The 18062-nt window shown below is 43.1% G+C and carries 18 protein-coding genes; 8 read left to right on the top strand and 10 right to left on the bottom strand.

Annotation, left to right across the window (positions count from 1 at the left end):
* Positions 1 to 75: 75 nt before the first annotated feature.
* The 3 genes from FTV13_RS08075 to slyD all read left to right on the top strand — a co-directional run bounded on the left by FTV13_RS08075 (position 76) and on the right by slyD (position 3507).
* Complete coding sequence (locus FTV13_RS08075) at positions 76 to 1389, top strand: D-alanyl-D-alanine carboxypeptidase PBP6B (RefSeq protein WP_166136076.1); 1314 nt, start codon at positions 76 to 78, stop codon at positions 1387 to 1389.
* A gap of 212 nt (positions 1390 to 1601) precedes the next feature.
* A complete protein-coding gene (locus FTV13_RS08080; RefSeq protein ID WP_180011663.1) occupies positions 1602 to 2888 on the top strand; it encodes an NAD(P)/FAD-dependent oxidoreductase in 1287 nt (428 codons plus the stop codon).
* 136 nt (positions 2889 to 3024) lie between these two features.
* Complete coding sequence (slyD, locus tag FTV13_RS08085) at positions 3025 to 3507, top strand: peptidylprolyl isomerase (protein WP_004784172.1); 483 nt, start codon at positions 3025 to 3027, stop codon at positions 3505 to 3507.
* Positions 3508 to 3645: 138 nt separating this feature from the next.
* On the opposite strand, the gene FTV13_RS08090 is transcribed toward slyD, so the two are convergent.
* From FTV13_RS08090 to FTV13_RS08110, 5 genes are all read right to left on the bottom strand, one after another.
* On the bottom strand, positions 3646 to 4419 hold the full coding sequence (locus FTV13_RS08090; RefSeq protein WP_125279059.1) for a M48 family metallopeptidase: 774 nt from the start codon (positions 4417 to 4419) through the stop codon (positions 3646 to 3648).
* Positions 4420 to 4531: 112 nt separating this feature from the next.
* Entirely contained in the window at positions 4532 to 4840 is a 309-nt protein-coding gene (locus FTV13_RS08095; RefSeq protein WP_180011665.1) for a hypothetical protein, read from the bottom strand.
* Positions 4841 to 4933: 93 nt separating this feature from the next.
* Positions 4934 to 5719: a M48 family metallopeptidase gene (locus tag FTV13_RS08100; protein ID WP_179993213.1), complete on the bottom strand. Its 786-nt coding sequence runs from the start codon at positions 5717 to 5719 to the stop codon at positions 4934 to 4936.
* Between the two features lie 129 nt (positions 5720 to 5848).
* Positions 5849 to 7168, bottom strand: a complete 1320-nt coding sequence (locus FTV13_RS08105; RefSeq protein ID WP_004784184.1) for an adenylosuccinate synthase — start codon at positions 7166 to 7168, stop codon at positions 5849 to 5851.
* A 79-nt stretch (positions 7169 to 7247) separates the two neighbouring features.
* Positions 7248 to 8414, bottom strand: a complete 1167-nt coding sequence (locus tag FTV13_RS08110; RefSeq protein ID WP_159123236.1) for an ATP phosphoribosyltransferase regulatory subunit — start codon at positions 8412 to 8414, stop codon at positions 7248 to 7250.
* Between the two features lie 539 nt (positions 8415 to 8953).
* Between FTV13_RS08110 and FTV13_RS08115 the strand changes: the two genes are divergently transcribed.
* Together FTV13_RS08115 and FTV13_RS08120 are read left to right on the top strand one after the other, a co-directional pair.
* On the top strand, positions 8954 to 9634 hold the full coding sequence (locus FTV13_RS08115; protein ID WP_373684719.1) for an AzlC family ABC transporter permease: 681 nt from the start codon (positions 8954 to 8956) through the stop codon (positions 9632 to 9634).
* A complete protein-coding gene (locus tag FTV13_RS08120; protein ID WP_179993211.1) occupies positions 9631 to 9930 on the top strand; it encodes an AzlD family protein in 300 nt (99 codons plus the stop codon). The genes FTV13_RS08115 and FTV13_RS08120 overlap by 4 nt, the downstream gene beginning before the upstream one ends.
* A gap of 36 nt (positions 9931 to 9966) precedes the next feature.
* On the opposite strand, the gene FTV13_RS08125 is transcribed toward FTV13_RS08120, so the two are convergent.
* The gene (locus tag FTV13_RS08125) at positions 9967 to 10263 is read right to left on the bottom strand and encodes a hypothetical protein (RefSeq protein WP_005236433.1); all 297 of its coding nucleotides are present in this window, start codon (positions 10261 to 10263) and stop codon (positions 9967 to 9969) included.
* A gap of 179 nt (positions 10264 to 10442) precedes the next feature.
* Positions 10443 to 11471, bottom strand: a complete 1029-nt coding sequence (locus FTV13_RS08130; protein WP_179993210.1) for a type I glyceraldehyde-3-phosphate dehydrogenase — start codon at positions 11469 to 11471, stop codon at positions 10443 to 10445.
* Between the two features lie 409 nt (positions 11472 to 11880).
* On the opposite strand from FTV13_RS08130, the gene alaS reads away from it, so the two are divergent.
* The 3 genes from alaS to csrA all read left to right on the top strand — a co-directional run bounded on the left by alaS (position 11881) and on the right by csrA (position 16425).
* A complete protein-coding gene (gene alaS, locus FTV13_RS08135) occupies positions 11881 to 14574 on the top strand; it encodes an alanine--tRNA ligase (protein ID WP_180011667.1) in 2694 nt (897 codons plus the stop codon).
* 64 nt (positions 14575 to 14638) lie between these two features.
* Positions 14639 to 15919: an aspartate kinase gene (locus FTV13_RS08140; protein ID WP_159123232.1), complete on the top strand. Its 1281-nt coding sequence runs from the start codon at positions 14639 to 14641 to the stop codon at positions 15917 to 15919.
* Between the two features lie 248 nt (positions 15920 to 16167).
* The gene (gene csrA, locus FTV13_RS08145) at positions 16168 to 16425 is read left to right on the top strand and encodes a carbon storage regulator CsrA (RefSeq protein WP_004784202.1); all 258 of its coding nucleotides are present in this window, start codon (positions 16168 to 16170) and stop codon (positions 16423 to 16425) included.
* A 79-nt stretch (positions 16426 to 16504) separates the two neighbouring features.
* Here csrA and rnhB read toward each other — a convergent pair whose 3' ends face one another.
* The 3 genes from rnhB to FTV13_RS08160 form a co-directional block, all read right to left on the bottom strand.
* A complete protein-coding gene (rnhB, locus tag FTV13_RS08150) occupies positions 16505 to 17095 on the bottom strand; it encodes a ribonuclease HII (protein WP_004784204.1) in 591 nt (196 codons plus the stop codon).
* 57 nt (positions 17096 to 17152) lie between these two features.
* A complete protein-coding gene (locus FTV13_RS08155; protein WP_159123230.1) occupies positions 17153 to 17533 on the bottom strand; it encodes a hypothetical protein in 381 nt (126 codons plus the stop codon).
* Between the two features lie 183 nt (positions 17534 to 17716).
* Positions 17717 to 18061 (bottom strand): hypothetical protein, encoded by a 345-nt coding sequence (locus tag FTV13_RS08160; RefSeq protein ID WP_180011669.1) that lies wholly within the window; start codon positions 18059 to 18061, stop codon positions 17717 to 17719.
* Between the last annotated feature and the right edge of the window lies 1 nt (position 18062).

Consider the following 18062-nt stretch of genomic DNA (forward strand, 5'->3'; position numbering starts at 1 on the left):
CTATCCTTAAAAAAAAGGCATAGCATGCGTGAAAATTAAATCGTTCATCGACCGGTTGGTTATTAAGGAACACCTTTGAAATACATCATCTCACTGCTTGCAGTTCTCAGCCTGTTTGTGCCTGCAATTTCATATGCTGCCCTTCTGAATATTTTGCCTGAAAGCGTTGAAGCAGAAGCCTGGACCATTCTTGACTCACAGTCAGGCCAAGTCATTGCCGAACACAATGCCGACGTTCAACGTGCTCCAGCTTCCCTCACCAAAATGATGGTCGCTTATATTGCATTGAAAGAAATTCAGGCGGGTAAATTAGATAAAAGTGAAGTATTAACTGCAACACCGATTGTGAAAACAGTGATGTGGGATGAGTCACAAATGTACCTGAAAGAAGGTGAGCAGATTTCGATTGATCAACTTCTGGCAGGTCTGATTATCATGTCGGCGAATGATGCTGCTGTGACATTGGCAGAAAAAATTTCAGGTGATATTCCGAGCTTTGTCGAGCGAATGAATCGGGAAGCAAAAGCTTTAGGTATGGTTCATACCCATTTCCAGAATCCGGCCGGTATTACCATGCCTGAGCACTATTCTACTGCAGCGGATCTGGCGCGTTTGTCGGCAGCTGTAGTCAATCAGACTCCGGACTATCTGTATTATTCCAAACAGCCAAGTTTTAGCTATAACAACCATTTCCACCGTGCCACTAACCGTGTGTTGCAAGTGGACTCAAGCGTCGATGGTTTAAAAACTGGCTTTACTCGTGCAGCCGGCTATAACCTGGCGCTCACCGCCAATCGTCCAACTTATGATATGGAACTGCCCCACCGTCGTTTGATCGTGGTAGTTCTAGGTACCAAAAGTGCTGCCAAACGCGCTGAAGTGTCGCATAAGTTGATGAATCTGGCGTATACCTATACCCGTAATGAAGTCGCCATTAAAGACAAACAGCTACTCGCTGAATTACCGGTGATCAAATCGACTTTGAAAATGTTTAAGGTTCAGACTAAACAGCCGCAGATTATTACGACATCTTTATATGATCAGAATTATGCCATTGACCTGAACCAGTTCGATCAAAACCATCAACGGGTAATGTTGAATACAGGTGATGGTGTAATGCAAAGCATTGAACCGCTCCATGAAACCCAGACCCATATTAATGTAGAAATGACTGCTTCTGAGTTGATTGCACCTATGGCCAAAGTGATGCCATTAGCGACGATTCATGTGTATCAGAATAATCAGCTTATTCGTACCATCCAGATTGAAGATATGGTGGAACTTGAAGAAGCCGGTTTCTTCCAGAAATTCCTGAGCTGGTTATCTAGCTTCTTTGGCATCTTTGCAGAAAATGCACCAAGTGCCAAACTCTATCCAATCCAGAAATAAACGCTGAATACAGTTAGAAGGCCCTCATTTGTCTTCTAACTCCCACCATAGATTTCTTCTCTTCTCTCGTCGATTTTACCTCTTCTGCCATAATTGCTACGTTTTGTAATTTGTATAACAATTCTAATCAAGACGGCCTGCTGCCCATGCCATAGTATATTTGGTCTAAATTTCTCTTATTTTTATTAGAAAAATAAATAGGTTAATAATATATGACAGCACATCGAATCGTAATTGTAGGTGGTGGCGCAGGTGGATTGGAGCTAGCTACTCAACTGGGCGAAACCTTAGGCAAAAGTGGCCAAGCGCATATTACGCTGGTAGATCAGAAACTGACACATATCTGGAAACCCTTATTGCATGAAATTGCTGCAGGTACACTTAATCCGCATGCAGAAGAAACCAATTATTTTAGTCATGCTGCAGCTCATCATTATCACTTTGTGCTGGGAACATTTGTTGATCTGGATCGTAAGGCTAAAGAAATTGTTCTGGAAACAGATTACTTTTCTAAAAAATCCCAGCCTAAACAGAAGAAACACATCAGCTATGACACGCTGGTGCTGGCATTAGGTTCCACTTCCAATGATTTTAATACGGAAGGTGTTGCCCAATACTGTCATTTTCTCGACAGCCGCCAGCAGGCCGATGTCTTTCAGCAGGATCTGCTACATCTTTATCTCAATGCTCAAAATCAAACCTCTTCCCGTGAGCTTAAAATTGCCATTATTGGAGCCGGTGCAACTGGTGTAGAACTGGCTGCCGAGCTGGTGATCGCCAAACAAAACTTTTTTAAATATGGTCTGAACAAGATTGATCCAAATAAAGTCAAAATCACTTTGATTGAAGCCGCTGATCGGATCTTACCTGCACTGTCTGAGAAAATGGCTGAACACACCATGGAGCAACTCGATCGTCTAGGTATTGAGGTATTAACCAGTCATAGGGTCGCTAAAGTCGATGAAGACCAGATTTATTTTGCTGATGGTTCAAGCCTCGAAGCAGAAATTAAAGTCTGGGCTGCTGGAATTAAAGCACCAGAAGTTCTGGCAAAACTTAAAGAACTGGAAAAAGACAACATTAATCGCCTAAAAGTTTATGCAACTCTGCAAACTTTGTCAGACCCGGATATTTTCGTTTTTGGTGATTGTGCTCACTGTCAGCCTGAAGCAGATCAACCGGTTTTAGGCCCCCGTGCACAGGTCGCCAGCCAGCAGGCCGCTTTTCTGGTCAGAGCCTTAAAAGCACGCATTAATGGTGAAAGCTATTTACCGATGTTCAAGTTTTCTGACAAAGGCTCATTAGTGTCTTTAAGTCAAAACAGTGCTGTCGGTGAATTATTGGGTCAGGTCAATGTTCAAGGCTTTGTCGCGAAATCCATGTATGTATCCCTGTACCGGATTCATCAGGCCACCATTCATGGCTATACCCATGCTGGCCTGTTAACTGCCAAAGACTTTGTTACACGAAAAATTGCACCCAAGCTGAAATTGCATTGAAATTGTAAATATTGTCCTCATATATGAAAAAATCGTCATTAAACATGTCAAATTGCATTTTTTTGCTATTTTTAGTCTACAAAAATACAATTTCACTTTATGATGTACCCTTAAAAAATTGAATGGATCAATTAATATGACTGCTATTGCAAATAACCTCGTGGTTTCTTTCCACTACACATTGACTAACGCAGAGGGTGAAACTCTCGACAAATCTCAAGGTGAACCACTTGCCTATTTGCACGGTGCAGGTAACATCATCCCTGGTTTAGAAAAAGCTTTAGAAGGCAAAACTGTTGGTGAAAAATTCACTGTAAATGTTCCTGCTGCTGAAGGCTATGGCGAATATAACCCAGAGCTAGTGCAAGAAGTGCCTAAACAAATGTTCCAAGGCGTAGACAACATCCAGGCAGGCATGCAGTTCCAAGCACAAACTGATGACGGCGTTCAAATCGTAACTGTTAAAGCAGTTGAAGGTGACAACGTAGTTGTTGATGCTAACTTCCCGCTTGCTGGTCAAGATTTAACTTTCGAAGTTGAAATCGTGTCTATCCGTGAACCTTCTCAAGAAGAACTTGATCACGGTCACGTACACGGTGCGGGTGGTCACCACCACTAAGACTTCCCGGTCTTTAGCACAAAAAGGCAAAGTGAAAACTTTGCCTTTTTTATTGCCTTAAGATTTTAAATATAAAAAAGCAGGACTACTGCCCTGCTTTTCATCATTAAAATCGCGAATCCCTCAAATTATGCAATCTTAACGTTTGTTATAGATCTGCATTGCTGCTGGCAGATTTTGACGCATTGCTGCGATACGCTGACTGTTCGATGGGTGAGTAGACAGGAAAGTCGCGCCAGTGCTACCACCTTCAAGCTTGTTCATTTTTTCCCAAAGAGTAATCGCTGCATTCGGGTTATAGCCAGCACGCGCCATGAGAGTTAAACCGCCCTGATCAGCACGGCTTTCCAGGTTACGTGAGTAAGGCAAGCCGATACCAATCTGGCTACCCAATTGTGCCACTGCAGCACCACCTTGTCCTACGCCCGCTGCATTTAAACCAATACCCAATGCCAGATCAGTCAGGGCTTGTGCACCAAGTTTCTGTTTCGCATGCTCTTCCAGGGCATGGACCATTTCATGACCCATAATGGCTGCAATTTCAGCATCGGTCAGATTCAGCTTGTTCACGATACCGGTATAGAACACCACTTTACCACCAGGTGCCACAAAAGCGTTGACCTGATCAGATTTCAATACGGCCAACTGCCATTGGAATGCAGTACCCGTCTGGTTCAGCTGGTTGGCATAAGGTTTTAAACGGTTAAAAACAGCATTAATACGACTGTATGTCGCTGAACTGGTATCCAGCTGGCCTTTCGCTTTAGCGTCTGCCACCATGGCATTGTAGCTTTGGCTGGCTGAAGCATTTAAAGTCGCAGTATCTGCACCTGCAATATCGGCAATAGTTGTACAACCAGACAAAGTAATGGCTGCGGCTGCACCCATACCTAACAAGAATTTATTTTTCATTATAGTGACTCCACCATAAGCAAAAGGTTAATTTACATTGTAAAAAATTATAAGTTAAAGGCCGGATCAACTAAATGTACAATTACTTCATCTTGTTATATTTTATGTAATTTTAACCCCAATACTGTATCGCAAGCCAATAAATCAGACAGACAATATTTAAACCTAAATATAAATAACACAAAGGTTTAATTTTTTCTTCTAAAATTTCACTTTTACGCTTAAAAAATAGAAAAGCATTCTGTAACAAGATGACCGGTACCAATACACAGGCAATGATCACACTCAAGCCAATAAATGCACCGTAAATAATGTCAGGATCCCGAGTTTGGGCACGGATAATCAGCATCGCAATGGTCGGTGCGCCACCCATCGCGAATAACAAGGAATAGAACATCGTTCCCGAGATATTTTTATGCATCCTGCATACTCATATTTTATTTTGTTTTATTCTAGCAAGCGCCATGCCACTGCACAGCACTTGCCGTTAAGACTTTAGTCCTGAGTTTCGAAATTATTTCTTAGCCTTATATACCGTCATCGCTTCAGGCATCAGCTGTTGCAAGGCTGCAATTCGGTCATCATTCGTTGGATGCGTAGAAGTAAATTTATTCAGGACGCTATTGCCACGGCTGTCTTGTGCATTCATTTTTTGCCACAACGTAATCGCTGCATTCGGGTTATAGCCTGCTCGTGCCATCAGCATGAGCCCGCCTTTATCGGCACGGCTTTCCAGATTACGTGAGAATGGCAAGCCCACACCAAATTGAGCACCCATATCCAGCAGTAGCCCGCCATAACCACCAGCGGACTGCCCGACGTACTTGCTACCGATACTTACTGCCAGATCAGTCAGTGCTTGCGCTCCTACCTTATTCTTAGAATGTTCCTCAAGCGCATGCACCATTTCATGTCCCATGATGGCAGCAACTTCATCGTCTGTAAGTTTTAGTGTGTCGACAATACCCGTATAGAACACCACCTTGCCACCTGGTGCGACATAGGCATTAATCTCGTTAGATTTGATCACAGCCACTTGCCAGTCAAACTTCTGCCCAGTCTGATTCAGTTGATCCGCATACGGCTTCATTTTCAGGAAAACCCGATTTACTTTTTTATAGGTGGCAGAAGTCGTATCCAGAATCTGTTTCTGCTTGGCCTCTGTCAGCATCTGATTATAGCTTTGTGCTGCACTCAGATTTAATGTAGCTGAATCAGCTCCCATCAAATCTGCAACCGTAGTACACCCCGTTAATGTGGTCGCAATGACCATCCCCGCCAATAAATTTTTATATTTCATGACCTTCTCAAATATATAAGGTCAAAACATCATAAAGAATCCAAACAGGTTTTCAATCATTTTTATAAGCTTTTCCAAATAAAAAACCCTGTGAAATCACAGGGTTTTTATCATTTTCAGCTTAAAGGATTAAGCATCAAACGGATGGCGAAGAATAATGGTTTCTTCACGGTCTGGACCAGTTGAAATGATGTCGATTGGACATTCAATCAATTGTTCAAGACGTTTCACATAGTTAATTGCCGCTTGTGGCAATTGATCTAGTGATTTCGCACCGAAAGTAGATTCTTTCCAGCCTGGCATAGTCTCGTAAATTGGTTTTAAAGTTTCAAATGCAAGCGCATCAGAAGAACCAACACAGCCAGAATCAGCAGCTTCGTAACCTACACAGATTTTCACTTCTTCCAAACCGTCAAGAACGTCAAGTTTAGTCAAGCAAATACCAGACAGTGAGTTCACTTCTACTGAACGACGCAGGATTTCAGCATCGAACCAGCCACAACGACGTTGACGGCCAGTAGACGCACCAAATTCTGAACCTACAGTACCCAGGTGTTTACCAATTGCATCACCTGTATCTGTTGCAGCGTCATACACCAACTCAGTTGGGAATGGACCTGAACCTACACGAGTAGTATACGCTTTAGTAATACCAAGAACGTAGTCAAGGTGTAATGGACCAAGACCTGAACCTGAGCTTACGCCACCAGCAGTCGTGTTTGAAGAAGTCACGTACGGATATGTACCGTGGTCAACGTCAAGCAATGAACCTTGTGCACCTTCGAACATGATTTTCTTGCCAGCTTTACGGTAAGCGTGAAGTTCACCAGTCACGTCCATAACCATAGGCTCGATCACTTTGCGCCATTCGTCGCAAAGCGCAAGTACGTCTTCAACTTTAACTGCTTCAACACCGAAGAATTGAGTCAATTGGAAGTTGTGGTATTCAAGCAATTCTTCAAGCTGAGCTTTCAGATGTTCGCCACCACGTACCAGGTCAGCAACACGGATTGCACGACGCGCTACTTTATCTTCATAAGCAGGACCAATCCCACGACCAGTTGTACCGATTTTCGCATTACCACGTTTTTTCTCACGAGCTTGGTCAAGTGCGATGTGGTGTGGAAGAATCAATGGACAGTTTGGAGAAATGCGTAGACGTTCACGTACTGGCACGCCTTCTTTTTCAAGAATATCCATCTCTTTGATGAGCGCTTCAGGTGAAAGAACCACACCATTACCAATTAAGCACAATACGTTTTCACGTAAAATACCTGATGGAATGAGGTGTAATACAGTTTTCTTACCACCAACCACGAGAGTATGACCTGCGTTATGTCCGCCTTGATAACGAACTACTGCAGCCGCTTGATCTGTGAGCAGGTCGACGATCTTACCCTTACCTTCGTCGCCCCATTGGGTACCAAGTACCACAACATTCTTGCCCATAATAGCCTCATTACATCATGCTGTTAAAGTTGAAAGTCCCACTCAGCGACATGAACACTGAGTAAAACAATTAAAGCGATTAAATCGTTTTGATGGTCCACTCACCGTCCACATTCACCAGCTGGTGAGTTGCATACGGTACTGAGTTTAAATCATCATTACCTAATAACTGAATTACACTTAAGCCTTGTGCACGGGTTGCCTGAATCGCATTTAACAGCGCAGCATCTGTACCCTTAGGTGCTACCACAACTTTAGCTGTAGCAAACTTGCCTGCACTTAAAGCATATAAGTCACAAGAGAAACCAGTTGCCGGACGTGCACGACCAAAATGCTCACCAATGCCATCATAACGGCCACCTTGTGCCAGTGCCGCAGCACGGTTTGGTGCATAAACTGCATACATCAGGCCGGTGTGATAATGGTATGAACGTAACTCGACGACATCAATCCCAATATGCAGATTCGGCCAGCGCACCTGAACTTCATTTTTGGTGGTTTGCAGTGCATCAAATGCCTGTTTGAAGGCTGGATTTTCTAATACTTCAGCACTTAAATTCGTTTTTAAGGCATCCAGATCACTTGCAAAGCGGCCAAGCGTATAGAAGTCTGAACCAAACTTAAGATTTGCAGTAAATTCAGCTAATTCTGGCAACGCTTTACGTTGATAAAGATCAGACAATTGGCGTTCGGTTGCCTTACTTAAACCCGCTTGTGCAATCAGACTACGGAACAGCCCCACATGACCTAAATCAAGGTGGATACCGTCGGCCAGACCTGCTTCCTGAATCAGGCTGATCATCAAGTCAACCATTTCCACGTCAGCGTCAATGCTGTCTGAACCAAATAATTCTGCACCTAACTGCAATGGTGCACGTGTGGTATTAAATCCTTGAGGTTTCGTATGTAAAACCGTACCCGCATAACAATAACGAGCCACACCTTCCACTGGATGTACATGCGCATCGATACGAGCCACTTGTGGTGTCATATCGGCACGCACACCAAGCAAGCGGCCAGACAGCTGGTCGATCACTTTAAAAGTGGCTAAGTCTAAATCCTGATTCGATTCTGAGAGAGAAGATAGAGATTCAATGTATTCAATAAATGGCGTGTACACCAGCTGATAACCTCGAGATGCGAGGAAATCCAGTGATTGACGGCGCAGGCTTTCGATGACTTGCGCTTGTTCTGGTAATACATCAGCTACACCATCAGGTAATAACCATGTCTCTGAAATGGGCATGTTGTAAACCTAAATTCTTGTCAGCGCGGAATAAACCGCATAAAAAAATCGGGAGCACACCCGATTTCTCCTAGTCTAGCACGATCGTTTAGGCTGTGCATCGCAATTTTGATAATTTTCTCTGACTGAACAAAGGACTTAGATAGATAAACCAAACCATCTCCCTCTTATCAAGAGAAAATAGGCTGAATAAAATTTAATAACCAACATATCAACTTGATTTTCTAATATATTTCCCTAACCAAAACAATGACGAAAAACTTATTCTTGATTCAATCCTCATCTATCCAAGGGTAAAAATTTATAAGATATCAGTACTAGATGCTTAAAAATAATCCTATACAAAAACCTAATATGGGAACTTAAATGACCAAGAAAACAGCACCATTCTGGTAGAGTTTAAAGGGACTGCAAAGACTTCTGTATTTCTTATAAACTTTCCTTCTCCTTCTAGAATAAAACCCGATCATCTCATGCCTCCCTTTCAGCCAAGTATAACGCCTTCTGATGCCACTCCTCTGAGTGAATTCTAGCGTGGTGTGAAAGACTGCATACCTTTATTATTAGGTGTAATTCCTCTCGCGCTAGTCTTGGGCGCAACAGCAGCACAAAAAGATTTTAGCCTGCTTGAGGTTCCCTTGCTGACCGGGCTGAACTTTGCTGGCGGTTCCGAGTTTGCAGTTTTAGAAGCCTGGACTGATCCACCGCATCTGCTTACCTTAATCTTTATTAGTTTTCTCATTAACAGCCGCTATATTCTGCTCGGTGCCAGTTTAGTACCTTATTTAAGACATCTTCCAAATCGAAAAGTCTTTCCGGCATTATTCTTTATGGTCGATGAAAACTGGGCCTTAAGCCTGACCGATGCACAGCGTCGACTGGCACAGTTTGGTTATCGATATGCTTTTAGTCTGCCTTATTATGCCGGGCTATGTATTGTTCTTTATCTGGCCTGGGTCGGCTTTACGACACTCGGTGCCCTGCTTGGACCTGTGCTAGGTGATATTAACCGTTTTGGTTTTGATATGGCTTTCCCCGCCATTATGCTGGTTTTGCTGAAAGGTATGTGGAAAGGCTTTATTGAAGCCAGACCTTGGCTAATCAGTTGTATTTGTGCTGCACTGGCTTATAGCTATCTACCGGGAAACTGGTATGTGCTGATTGGTGCGCTTGCAGGCATTGCCTCTGCCTTCTGGCTCATTCAGGAGAATGAAGCATGATCCAGATGAGCACTTTTATCGCCATCTTATTGGTGGCGCTAACGACTTACTGCACTCGGATACTTAGCTATGTCCTACTCAAAAATAAAACTTTGAGCAAACGTCAGCGTAAAATTCTGGAAGTGATTCCGGGTTGTGTACTGATTTCGATGATCACCCCATATTTTTTACGAGATGATCCAGCTGATCTGATCGCTATAATGGTGACACTATTCGTTGCATCACGCTTTGGCATGCTGCCGACCATTTTGATTAGCATGGCCTCGGCAGTTATTTTAAGAACGTTACTGGTTTAAATCCTTTATATAAGGCTAGGCCAGCATAAAAAGGTCTTATGACTTTGGTTCTACTACTTTAGCGAGCAGATTTACCAGTTCTGCATTTTGCAGTTCAACTTTTTGCAGTTTGGCTGTAGTCTGATCCAGTACTTCCTGCTGCACATGCATCTTTTTCGCCAGATCCTGCATAATTTCCAAGGTCTTTTTTAAATTTTCTTCCAGATGCGCCACTTTTTCCTCAACTGGCACGCCTTCCACACTTTGTGAACTCTCATTATTATTAAATTGCAGCCAGATCAAAAAGATTACAGCCAAGGTTAGTAATATAATAAATCCCCAGATCAACATCATGTGCTTGCTCTTATTCCATTTAATTATCTTTATCTTAACGAAAAAATATCCAGATCATAGAAATATTCGGCATAAATCCGGAGCTTTTCGATCAATTACGTCCAAGTTCTTATTCATTTTCCTCTAATTTTTTAATCTTGCATAAAAAAGCACCCCATTTGGGATGTTTTCAAAATAGCTTAATCTGTATAAAAGGATTCACAGAGATCCAGTAACCGATTGGCATAACCCCATTCATTATCATACCAGGCAAATACTTTAGCCTGATGCCCCACCACCATGGTCTGGGTCAGATCCACAATCAATGAGTAAGGCGAATGATTAAAATCGCTAGAGACCAAAGGCTCATCTGTCACAGACATGATTTCAGCAAAATCCTGACGTGCAGCGTTCATTAATACTTCATTCAACTGATGATCAGTAATGGGTGACTGAGAAATAAAAGTCAGATCAATTGCTGCGACATTAATGGTTGGCACGCGAATCGAATAACCATCAATCCGGTTCTCCATCTTCGGCATTACGCGTTTTAAAGCACCCAAAGCTGAAGATGTGGTTGGAATAATATTTTGCCCGGAAGCACGGGCACGTCTTAAATCACGATGGGCATGATCCAGTACTGACTGATCCGCTGTCACCGCGTGAATTTCAGTCATCAGTGCAGTTTCAATCCCAAAGGCATCATCAATGATTTTGACTAGCGGTACCAATGCCTGCGTAGTACAGGAAACACTGGAAATAATCTGGTCACTTTCTTTGACATCTCGATGGTTGACGCCATAGACAATTGCGGCATCCACTGTATCAAACGGTGCAGCACCGATAATGACCCGTTTTGCCCCGGCAGTAATATGCTGAGTCGCAGCCTCACGCGAACGGAACAGGCCGGTACATTCCAATACCACATCAATATTCAGTTCATGCCAAGGCATTTCTATTGGATTGGCTTGTCTTAAAACCTGAACTTTCTGATAAGCATCGCGATAAGTGACATGCAGGTAGGCATACTCATCTTCATACGTCAGATCAACCTGCCCCGGGAAACGACCATGAGTAGAATCATATTTAAATAGATGCAATAAGGTTTCAACGTCGGCAACGTCATTAATGGAAACGATGTCAAAATTAAAATCTTTCGGATTCTCAAACCATGCACGCAACACATTGCGTCCGATTCGTCCAAAACCATTAATTGCGATACGTTGCATCGACGTTCCCTACTGCGGCATAAAACTTTGTGCGCCTATATTAATGGAATTATCCAGCTGACTGATAACTATTCAGCTAAATCCACTAAAAATTACACAGAATGTCCAATATTTCATCGAAAAATTCATGCTTTGCTTGAAGTAATCCAGTCTTTCTATCAGCGAGAATTAAGATAAATTGCTGTAATGACAATAGCTTTTGATTTTGCAGGGCATTTTTCTGATTTTTCTAATATTCATTCCTTATAGTTTTATGATCTATAAATATGAAAATCATTGGTTGAACAGGCATTTTCCGTTATAATTTGGCGTTTTTAAATATTTAAGCCCCGCATTGCAGCAGAGAACCAACCTTCTTGTCAGACTGTGATGTTTTTAGCCAAATCGGAAATTATGGAGTGACTTGGTTGTGAGTACTCGTTTTATGACATCAGCTGAAATTCGCGAAGCTTTTTTAAGCTACTTTGAATCGCAAGGGCATACACGTGTCGCGTCGAGTTCTCTGGTTCCTGCCAACGACCCAACATTATTGTTTACCAATGCTGGTATGAACCAGTTTAAAGACTGCTTCCTGGGTCTGGAAAAACGTGACTACGTTCGTGCAACATCTTCACAAAAATGTGTACGTGCAGGTGGTAAACACAACGACTTAGATAACGTTGGCTACACAGCTCGTCACCACACATTCTTTGAAATGCTGGGTAACTTCTCGTTTGGTGATTACTTCAAACGTGATGCGATTAAATTTGCCTGGGAATTTCTGACCGGCGACAAATGGCTGGCACTGCCTAAAGACAAATTGTACGTAACTGTGTATCACACTGATGACGAAGCGTTTGATATCTGGAATAAAGAAGTTGGTCTAGATGCCAGCCGTATTATCCGCATTGGTGATAACAAAGGCGAAAAATACGCATCAGACAATTTCTGGGCAATGGGCGATACTGGTCCTTGTGGTCCATGTTCTGAAATCTTCTATGATCACGGTGAGCACATTTGGGGTGGCCTGCCTGGTACACCTGAAGAAGATGGCGACCGTTTCATCGAAATCTGGAACAACGTATTCATGCAGTTCAACCGTACTGCGGATGGCGTCCTGCACCCTCTTCCAGCACCTTCTGTTGATACCGGTATGGGCCTTGAGCGTATTTCTGCGGTTCTGCAACATGTCAACTCTAACTATGAAATCGACCTGTTCCAAAATCTGTTAAAAGCTGCTGCTGAAATCATTGGTCTAGATACTTCAGACATTGAAGCGAAAGCACAAGCTGAAAACAAACCGGTTGAATACCCTGCTTCTCTTAAAGTGGTTGCTGACCATGCACGTTCATGCTGCTTCCTGATCGCAGATGGCGTGAACCCTTCTAACGAAGGCCGTGGTTATGTACTGCGTCGTATCATTCGTCGTGCAGTTCGTCACGGTAACAAACTGGGTGCGACTGGTTCATTCTTCCACAAAATGCTTCAGCCTTTAATTGATGTGATGGGCGCAGCTTATCCTGAACTTGAAGCAAACAAAGCACGTATCGAAGCCGCTTTGCTGAAAGAAGAAGAACAGTTTGCTAAAACACTTGAGCAAGGTCTGAAATTGCTTGAAGGCGAACTGGCAAATCTGAAAGGCTCTGTGATTCCGGGTGAAATCGTATTCAAACTTTATGACACTTATGGCTTCCCAACTGACCTTACAGCAGATATCGCACGTGAACGTGACTTAACCATTGATGAAGCTGGTTTTGAGAAAGAAATGGCTGCACAACGTCAACGCGCACGTGATGCAGGTAAATTCGCAATCGACTATAACAGCGTTGTTAAAGTTGAAGGCGAAACTCAGTTTGAAGGTTATGACGCAACAGCAGGTCAAGGTCAAATCATCGCAATCTATAAAGATGGCGAACAGGTTGACGAAGTGGTTGAAGGCGACGAAGCATTAATCGTTCTTAACCAGACTCCTTTCTATGCAGAAAGCGGTGGTCAAATCGGTGATACAGGACTCTTCAAAAACGATACCGGTATTTTCGAAGTTCAAGATACCAAAAAATCTGGTGGTGCATTCGTTCACCAAGGTATCGTGACTATGGGTAACTTGAAAGTTACTCAAAACGTGGAAGCAACGGTTAAAGCCGACATTCGTGCCGCAACTGCACGTAACCACTCTGCAACTCACTTGCTACACGCTGCCCTACGTCAAATCCTGGGTTCACACGTACAACAAAAAGGTTCATTGGTTGCGTCTGACGTATTACGTTTCGACTTTGCTAACGATCAGCCTGTAACGTTTGAGCAACTGCAAGAAATTGAACGTCTGGTAAATGCCGAAGTGATTGCCAACACGCCTGTTACCACTGAACTGCTCGACATCGAATCTGCGAAAGCCAAAGGTGCGATGATGCTGTTCGGTGAGAAATACGGTGAAGAAGTTCGCGTATTGTCTATGGGTTCAGTGATTGACGAAAAAAACTTCTCAATCGAGCTGTGTGGCGGTATTCACGTGAAACGTACAGGTGACATCGGTCTGTTCAAAATCACTTCTGAAGGTGGTGTCGCAGCAGGTGTACGTCGTATTGAAGCCGTAACCGGTACTAAAGCGGTTGAAGCCGTACAGAAAGTCGATCGTGATGTTCAATATATCAATGGTTTGTTAAAAGCACAGAACCATCAAACAGTCGAAAAAGTTGAAGCTGTGGTGGACACTGCGCATCAATTGCAAAAACAGATCGAACAGCTGAATCAAAAATTGGCAAGCCTACAAGCCGGTGAACTTTTAAGCCAGGTTCAAGAGCTTGCTGGTCGTAAAACATTAATCACGACTGTTCAGGGTATGGATGCGAAAGCACTACGTAACCTGCACGATGGTGTGAAATCAAAATTAGAAAATGCAGTCATTGTTCTTGCAGGTGTAGAGGGTGACAAGGTTAGCTTGATTGCATCTGTAGCTAAAGACTTTACTGCTTCTATTAAAGCGGGTGACATCATCAAACACTTGGCAACTGAGCTAGGTGGTAAAGGTGGTGGTAAACCTGACTTGGCACAAGGTGGCGCGCCACTTAACGAGAAGTTTGCTCCAGTGATGGCTGATTTAGCAGCTTGGCTTGAAGCAAAATAAAAACTTCATTTTGTGTAACTGACCCTGATCGGAAAATCAGGGTCATGGTTTATATGGAACAACTATGGCATTAATCGTTCAAAAATATGGCGGTACCTCAATGGGTACTCCCGAGCGCATTCTCAATGTTGCTCGTCGTGTGAAGCGCTGGCATGACCATGGCCACAAGATGGTTGTAGTCGTATCTGCTATGAGTGGTGAAACCAACCGCTTGCTTGCTCTCGCGAAAGCCATTACCGAAACCCCTGACCCACGTGAACTTGACCAAATGGTTTCTACGGGTGAACAGGTAACGATTTCCATGTTAGCTATGGCGCTGAATTCAATTGGCGTTGAAGCTAAATCTTTAACTGGTCGCCAGGTTGGTATTAAAACTGACAGTGCATTCACCAAAGCACGTATCGAATCTATTGATACCGATGTATTGACTGAAAACCTGGATGCAGGCCGCGTGATCGTGGTGGCTGGTTTCCAGGGCTTTGATGCTGATGGCAATACCACAACTTTAGGCCGTGGTGGTTCTGATACTTCAGGTGTCGCACTTGCTGCAGCGCTTAAAGCGGATGAATGTCAGATTTACACAGACGTTGATGGCGTATATACGACTGACCCTCGTGTTGCGCCTAAAGCGAAAAAAGTAGACCGTATCTCTTTCGAAGAAATGCTGGAAATGGCATCTTTAGGTTCTAAAGTTCTTCAAATTCGCTCTGTAGAATTTGCAGGCAAGTACCAAGTGCCTTTACGCGTACTCTCAAGCTTCGATAATGACAATGATGGCGCATTTGACGAAGACTTCAAAAACAACGTCGGAACTCTTATTACTACTGAACTGGAAGACAACATGGAACAGCCAATTATCTCTGGTATCGCGTTCAACCGCGACGAAGCTAAACTGACTATTCTGGGTGTTCCAGATGAGCCAGGTATTGCATCTAAAATTCTTAAACCAATTGGTGATGCCAATATCGAAGTGGATATGATTATCCAGAACGTTGAAGAAGATGGTACAACTGATTTCACGTTTACTGTAAACCGCGGTGAACTTGCTAAAGCCAAAAAAATCCTTGAAGAAACTGCTCAAGCGATTGGCGCACGTGAAGTTGCAACTCGTGATGACATCGTAAAAGTGTCTATCGTAGGTGTAGGTATGCGTTCTCACGCTGGTGTAGCGAGCAAAATGTTCACTGCCCTTGCTGATGAAGGCATCAATATCCTGATGATCTCTACTTCTGAAATCAAGATTTCAGTAATTATCGAAGAGAATTATCTTGAGCTTGCAGTTCGCTCACTTCACACTGCGTTCGGTTTAGACCGTGAACATGGTGAATCTAGCGCACGCGCTTAAGAGAACTACAAAATACCGTCATTGTCTGACAGTATTTCATTAAATCTCTACAAAAATGCAGGGCCACTATAGTTTTTTTTATAGTGGCTCTGTTATATTAAGCCTAAGGATTTTCAACAGCCTGGATAGTTAACCTCTTCATTTCATGGACAGGACTTTCTATTCAAACTTTAATTATATAATTTTAGGTTGTGTTTTTTTATTACATTCAATAGATTGCAGGTTTTGCATTTTGCAAGGAGAGAAACATGCTGATTTTGACTCGACGCGTCGGGGAAACTTTAATGATCGGAGACCAAGTCAGCGTGACTGTACTTGGTGTAAAAGGCAACCAGGTTCGTATTGGGGTAAATGCTCCGAAAGAAGTCTCTGTACACCGTGAAGAGATTTACCAGCGTATCCAGCATGAACGTGCAATGCATGAACATCTTCAGCATATTGACCAGGATTATCAGCCTTCTTCTTATGAAGATGATAACCAGACACAAAATAACTTTAACCGTTAATTTTGTATGAATATAAAAGCGGCGTTTAAGCCGCTTTTAATTTGCCTAATTTTCAACTGCATAGCAAAATAATCAGACTTTATCCCGCCTGCTGCTGATCAAGTAACGCTGCCAGCACTTTTTTCACCGGTCCAAAACTACGACGGTGCTCATCAATTACCCCATGTAACGCTATCGCTTCAAAATGTGCTTTGGTCGGATAACCCTTATGCTTGGCAAAGCCAAATTGCGGATACTTCTGATCCATCTCCACCATCTGGCGATCCCGGGTCACTTTTGCCAGAATACTGGCTGCCGAGATTTCAGGATGCAAGGCATCCCCACCTACGACGGCATCACAGCTCATCGCAAGGCCTTGAGGAATCTTGTTGCCATCGACCAGTACATGTTCCGGCTGAATGCTTAATGCTTCCACAGCGCGGCGCATTGCCAGCAAAGAGGCCTGCAAAATATTATGCTCGTCGATTTCTGCCGCAGAGGCTTCAGCGATGGCCCAAGCCAGTGCTTTTTCCTGAATCTCAATAAAAAGTTTTTCGCGCTTCTTCTCGCTTAGCTTCTTGGAATCATTTAAGCCCTCAATCGGGTTATTCGGATCCAATATCACAGCCGCAGCGACCACCGATCCTACTAATGGCCCACGCCCTGCTTCATCTACACCAGCAATATTCATTTTATTTCCCATAAAAAATAGGCTGAACCAGTCAGCCTATTCAAATTTGATTTTGACTTAGTTTACCGCTTCAGCCACGCAAGCGTTAATAGTATTTGCAACGACATTGCCTACAATAGTTGCACGTGCTGCTGGGTCAATTGCTGCAGTCGCCAAATCTACCGCAGTCACGTTTTGTGGTGCCTTTTCACTCACGCAACCACAAATTTCAGACTGGATATTCTGTTTTTGTGTTTCTGTCATTAAACGTGTTGCAGTTTGCCAAGCCGGAATATTATTTAGTTCAGTAACACATTTTGCATTGATGGCAATTTTAATGGCTGCAGAACCGAGTTGCTGACCTGTACTTGCTTGAGTTGGGGTGCCTGTACCTTGGGGTGCTACGCAGGCAGAAAGAACAAGTGCTAATGGAGCAACAACAGCCAATAATTTTTTCACGGATTTTATCCTTTTTTCAACTTTTAAAATATGCAGCTATTGTGCCGAAGTTTATCGCAATAAGAAATCTAAAAATGCGCCATGATGTCTAATCTGCGCACAGCCAGATTCACAGCCATCACAGAAAGAAGACTCACTATTAATTTAAGGGTAAGGCCTGAATAAGCCAGCACCCAAAAATCCTTAATTGATAAACTCGCCCATACAGCCTTTTAAGCTATTGGCAATTGCTTTACGGGTCAGCTCTTTTTTAGTTTCTTCATCAACGGTTGCTTTTAACAGGGTTTTAGCCGGAACACCTTCCAAGGCATGCTCACCTACACAGCCACATACTTTTTGCTGTAAATGCTGTTTATTGGCTTCAGCCATGAAATAAGTACCCATTTTCCAGACTTTGGAATCTTTCAGCTCTTGGCCACACTGATATTCAATCACAGGTTTCAGGGCTTTCTGAGTCATTGAGGTATCTGCACAAGCAGGATTGATTAAGCTAACAGCCAGAACAGGCCACAGGAATTTTAATTTCATC

This window comes from Acinetobacter sp. YH12235 (genome assembly GCF_013417705.1).
Taxonomy (GTDB): domain Bacteria; phylum Pseudomonadota; class Gammaproteobacteria; order Pseudomonadales; family Moraxellaceae; genus Acinetobacter.

What these genes read in the sequence shown, in the direction of transcription:
- FTV13_RS08125 (WP_005236433.1), bottom strand. Translation starts at nt 10,263, where the DNA reads ATGATGTTGATCTGGGGATTTATTATATTACTAACCTTGGCTGTAATC.
- FTV13_RS08120 (WP_179993211.1), top strand. Translation starts at nt 9,631, where the DNA reads ATGATCCAGATGAGCACTTTTATCGCCATCTTATTGGTGGCGCTAACG.
- FTV13_RS08090 (WP_125279059.1), bottom strand. Translation starts at nt 4,419, where the DNA reads ATGAAAAATAAATTCTTGTTAGGTATGGGTGCAGCCGCAGCCATTACT.
- rnhB (WP_004784204.1), bottom strand. Translation starts at nt 17,095, where the DNA reads ATGAATATTGCTGGTGTAGATGAAGCAGGGCGTGGGCCATTAGTAGGA.
- FTV13_RS08160 (WP_180011669.1), bottom strand. Translation starts at nt 18,061, where the DNA reads ATGAAATTAAAATTCCTGTGGCCTGTTCTGGCTGTTAGCTTAATCAAT.
- FTV13_RS08130 (WP_179993210.1), bottom strand. Translation starts at nt 11,471, where the DNA reads ATGCAACGTATCGCAATTAATGGTTTTGGACGAATCGGACGCAATGTG.
- slyD (WP_004784172.1), top strand. Translation starts at nt 3,025, where the DNA reads ATGACTGCTATTGCAAATAACCTCGTGGTTTCTTTCCACTACACATTG.
- csrA (WP_004784202.1), top strand. Translation starts at nt 16,168, where the DNA reads ATGCTGATTTTGACTCGACGCGTCGGGGAAACTTTAATGATCGGAGAC.
- FTV13_RS08100 (WP_179993213.1), bottom strand. Translation starts at nt 5,719, where the DNA reads ATGAAATATAAAAATTTATTGGCGGGGATGGTCATTGCGACCACATTA.
- FTV13_RS08110 (WP_159123236.1), bottom strand. Translation starts at nt 8,414, where the DNA reads ATGCCCATTTCAGAGACATGGTTATTACCTGATGGTGTAGCTGATGTA.
- FTV13_RS08095 (WP_180011665.1), bottom strand. Translation starts at nt 4,840, where the DNA reads ATGCATAAAAATATCTCGGGAACGATGTTCTATTCCTTGTTATTCGCG.
- FTV13_RS08105 (WP_004784184.1), bottom strand. Translation starts at nt 7,168, where the DNA reads ATGGGCAAGAATGTTGTGGTACTTGGTACCCAATGGGGCGACGAAGGT.
- FTV13_RS08140 (WP_159123232.1), top strand. Translation starts at nt 14,639, where the DNA reads ATGGCATTAATCGTTCAAAAATATGGCGGTACCTCAATGGGTACTCCC.
- FTV13_RS08080 (WP_180011663.1), top strand. Translation starts at nt 1,602, where the DNA reads ATGACAGCACATCGAATCGTAATTGTAGGTGGTGGCGCAGGTGGATTG.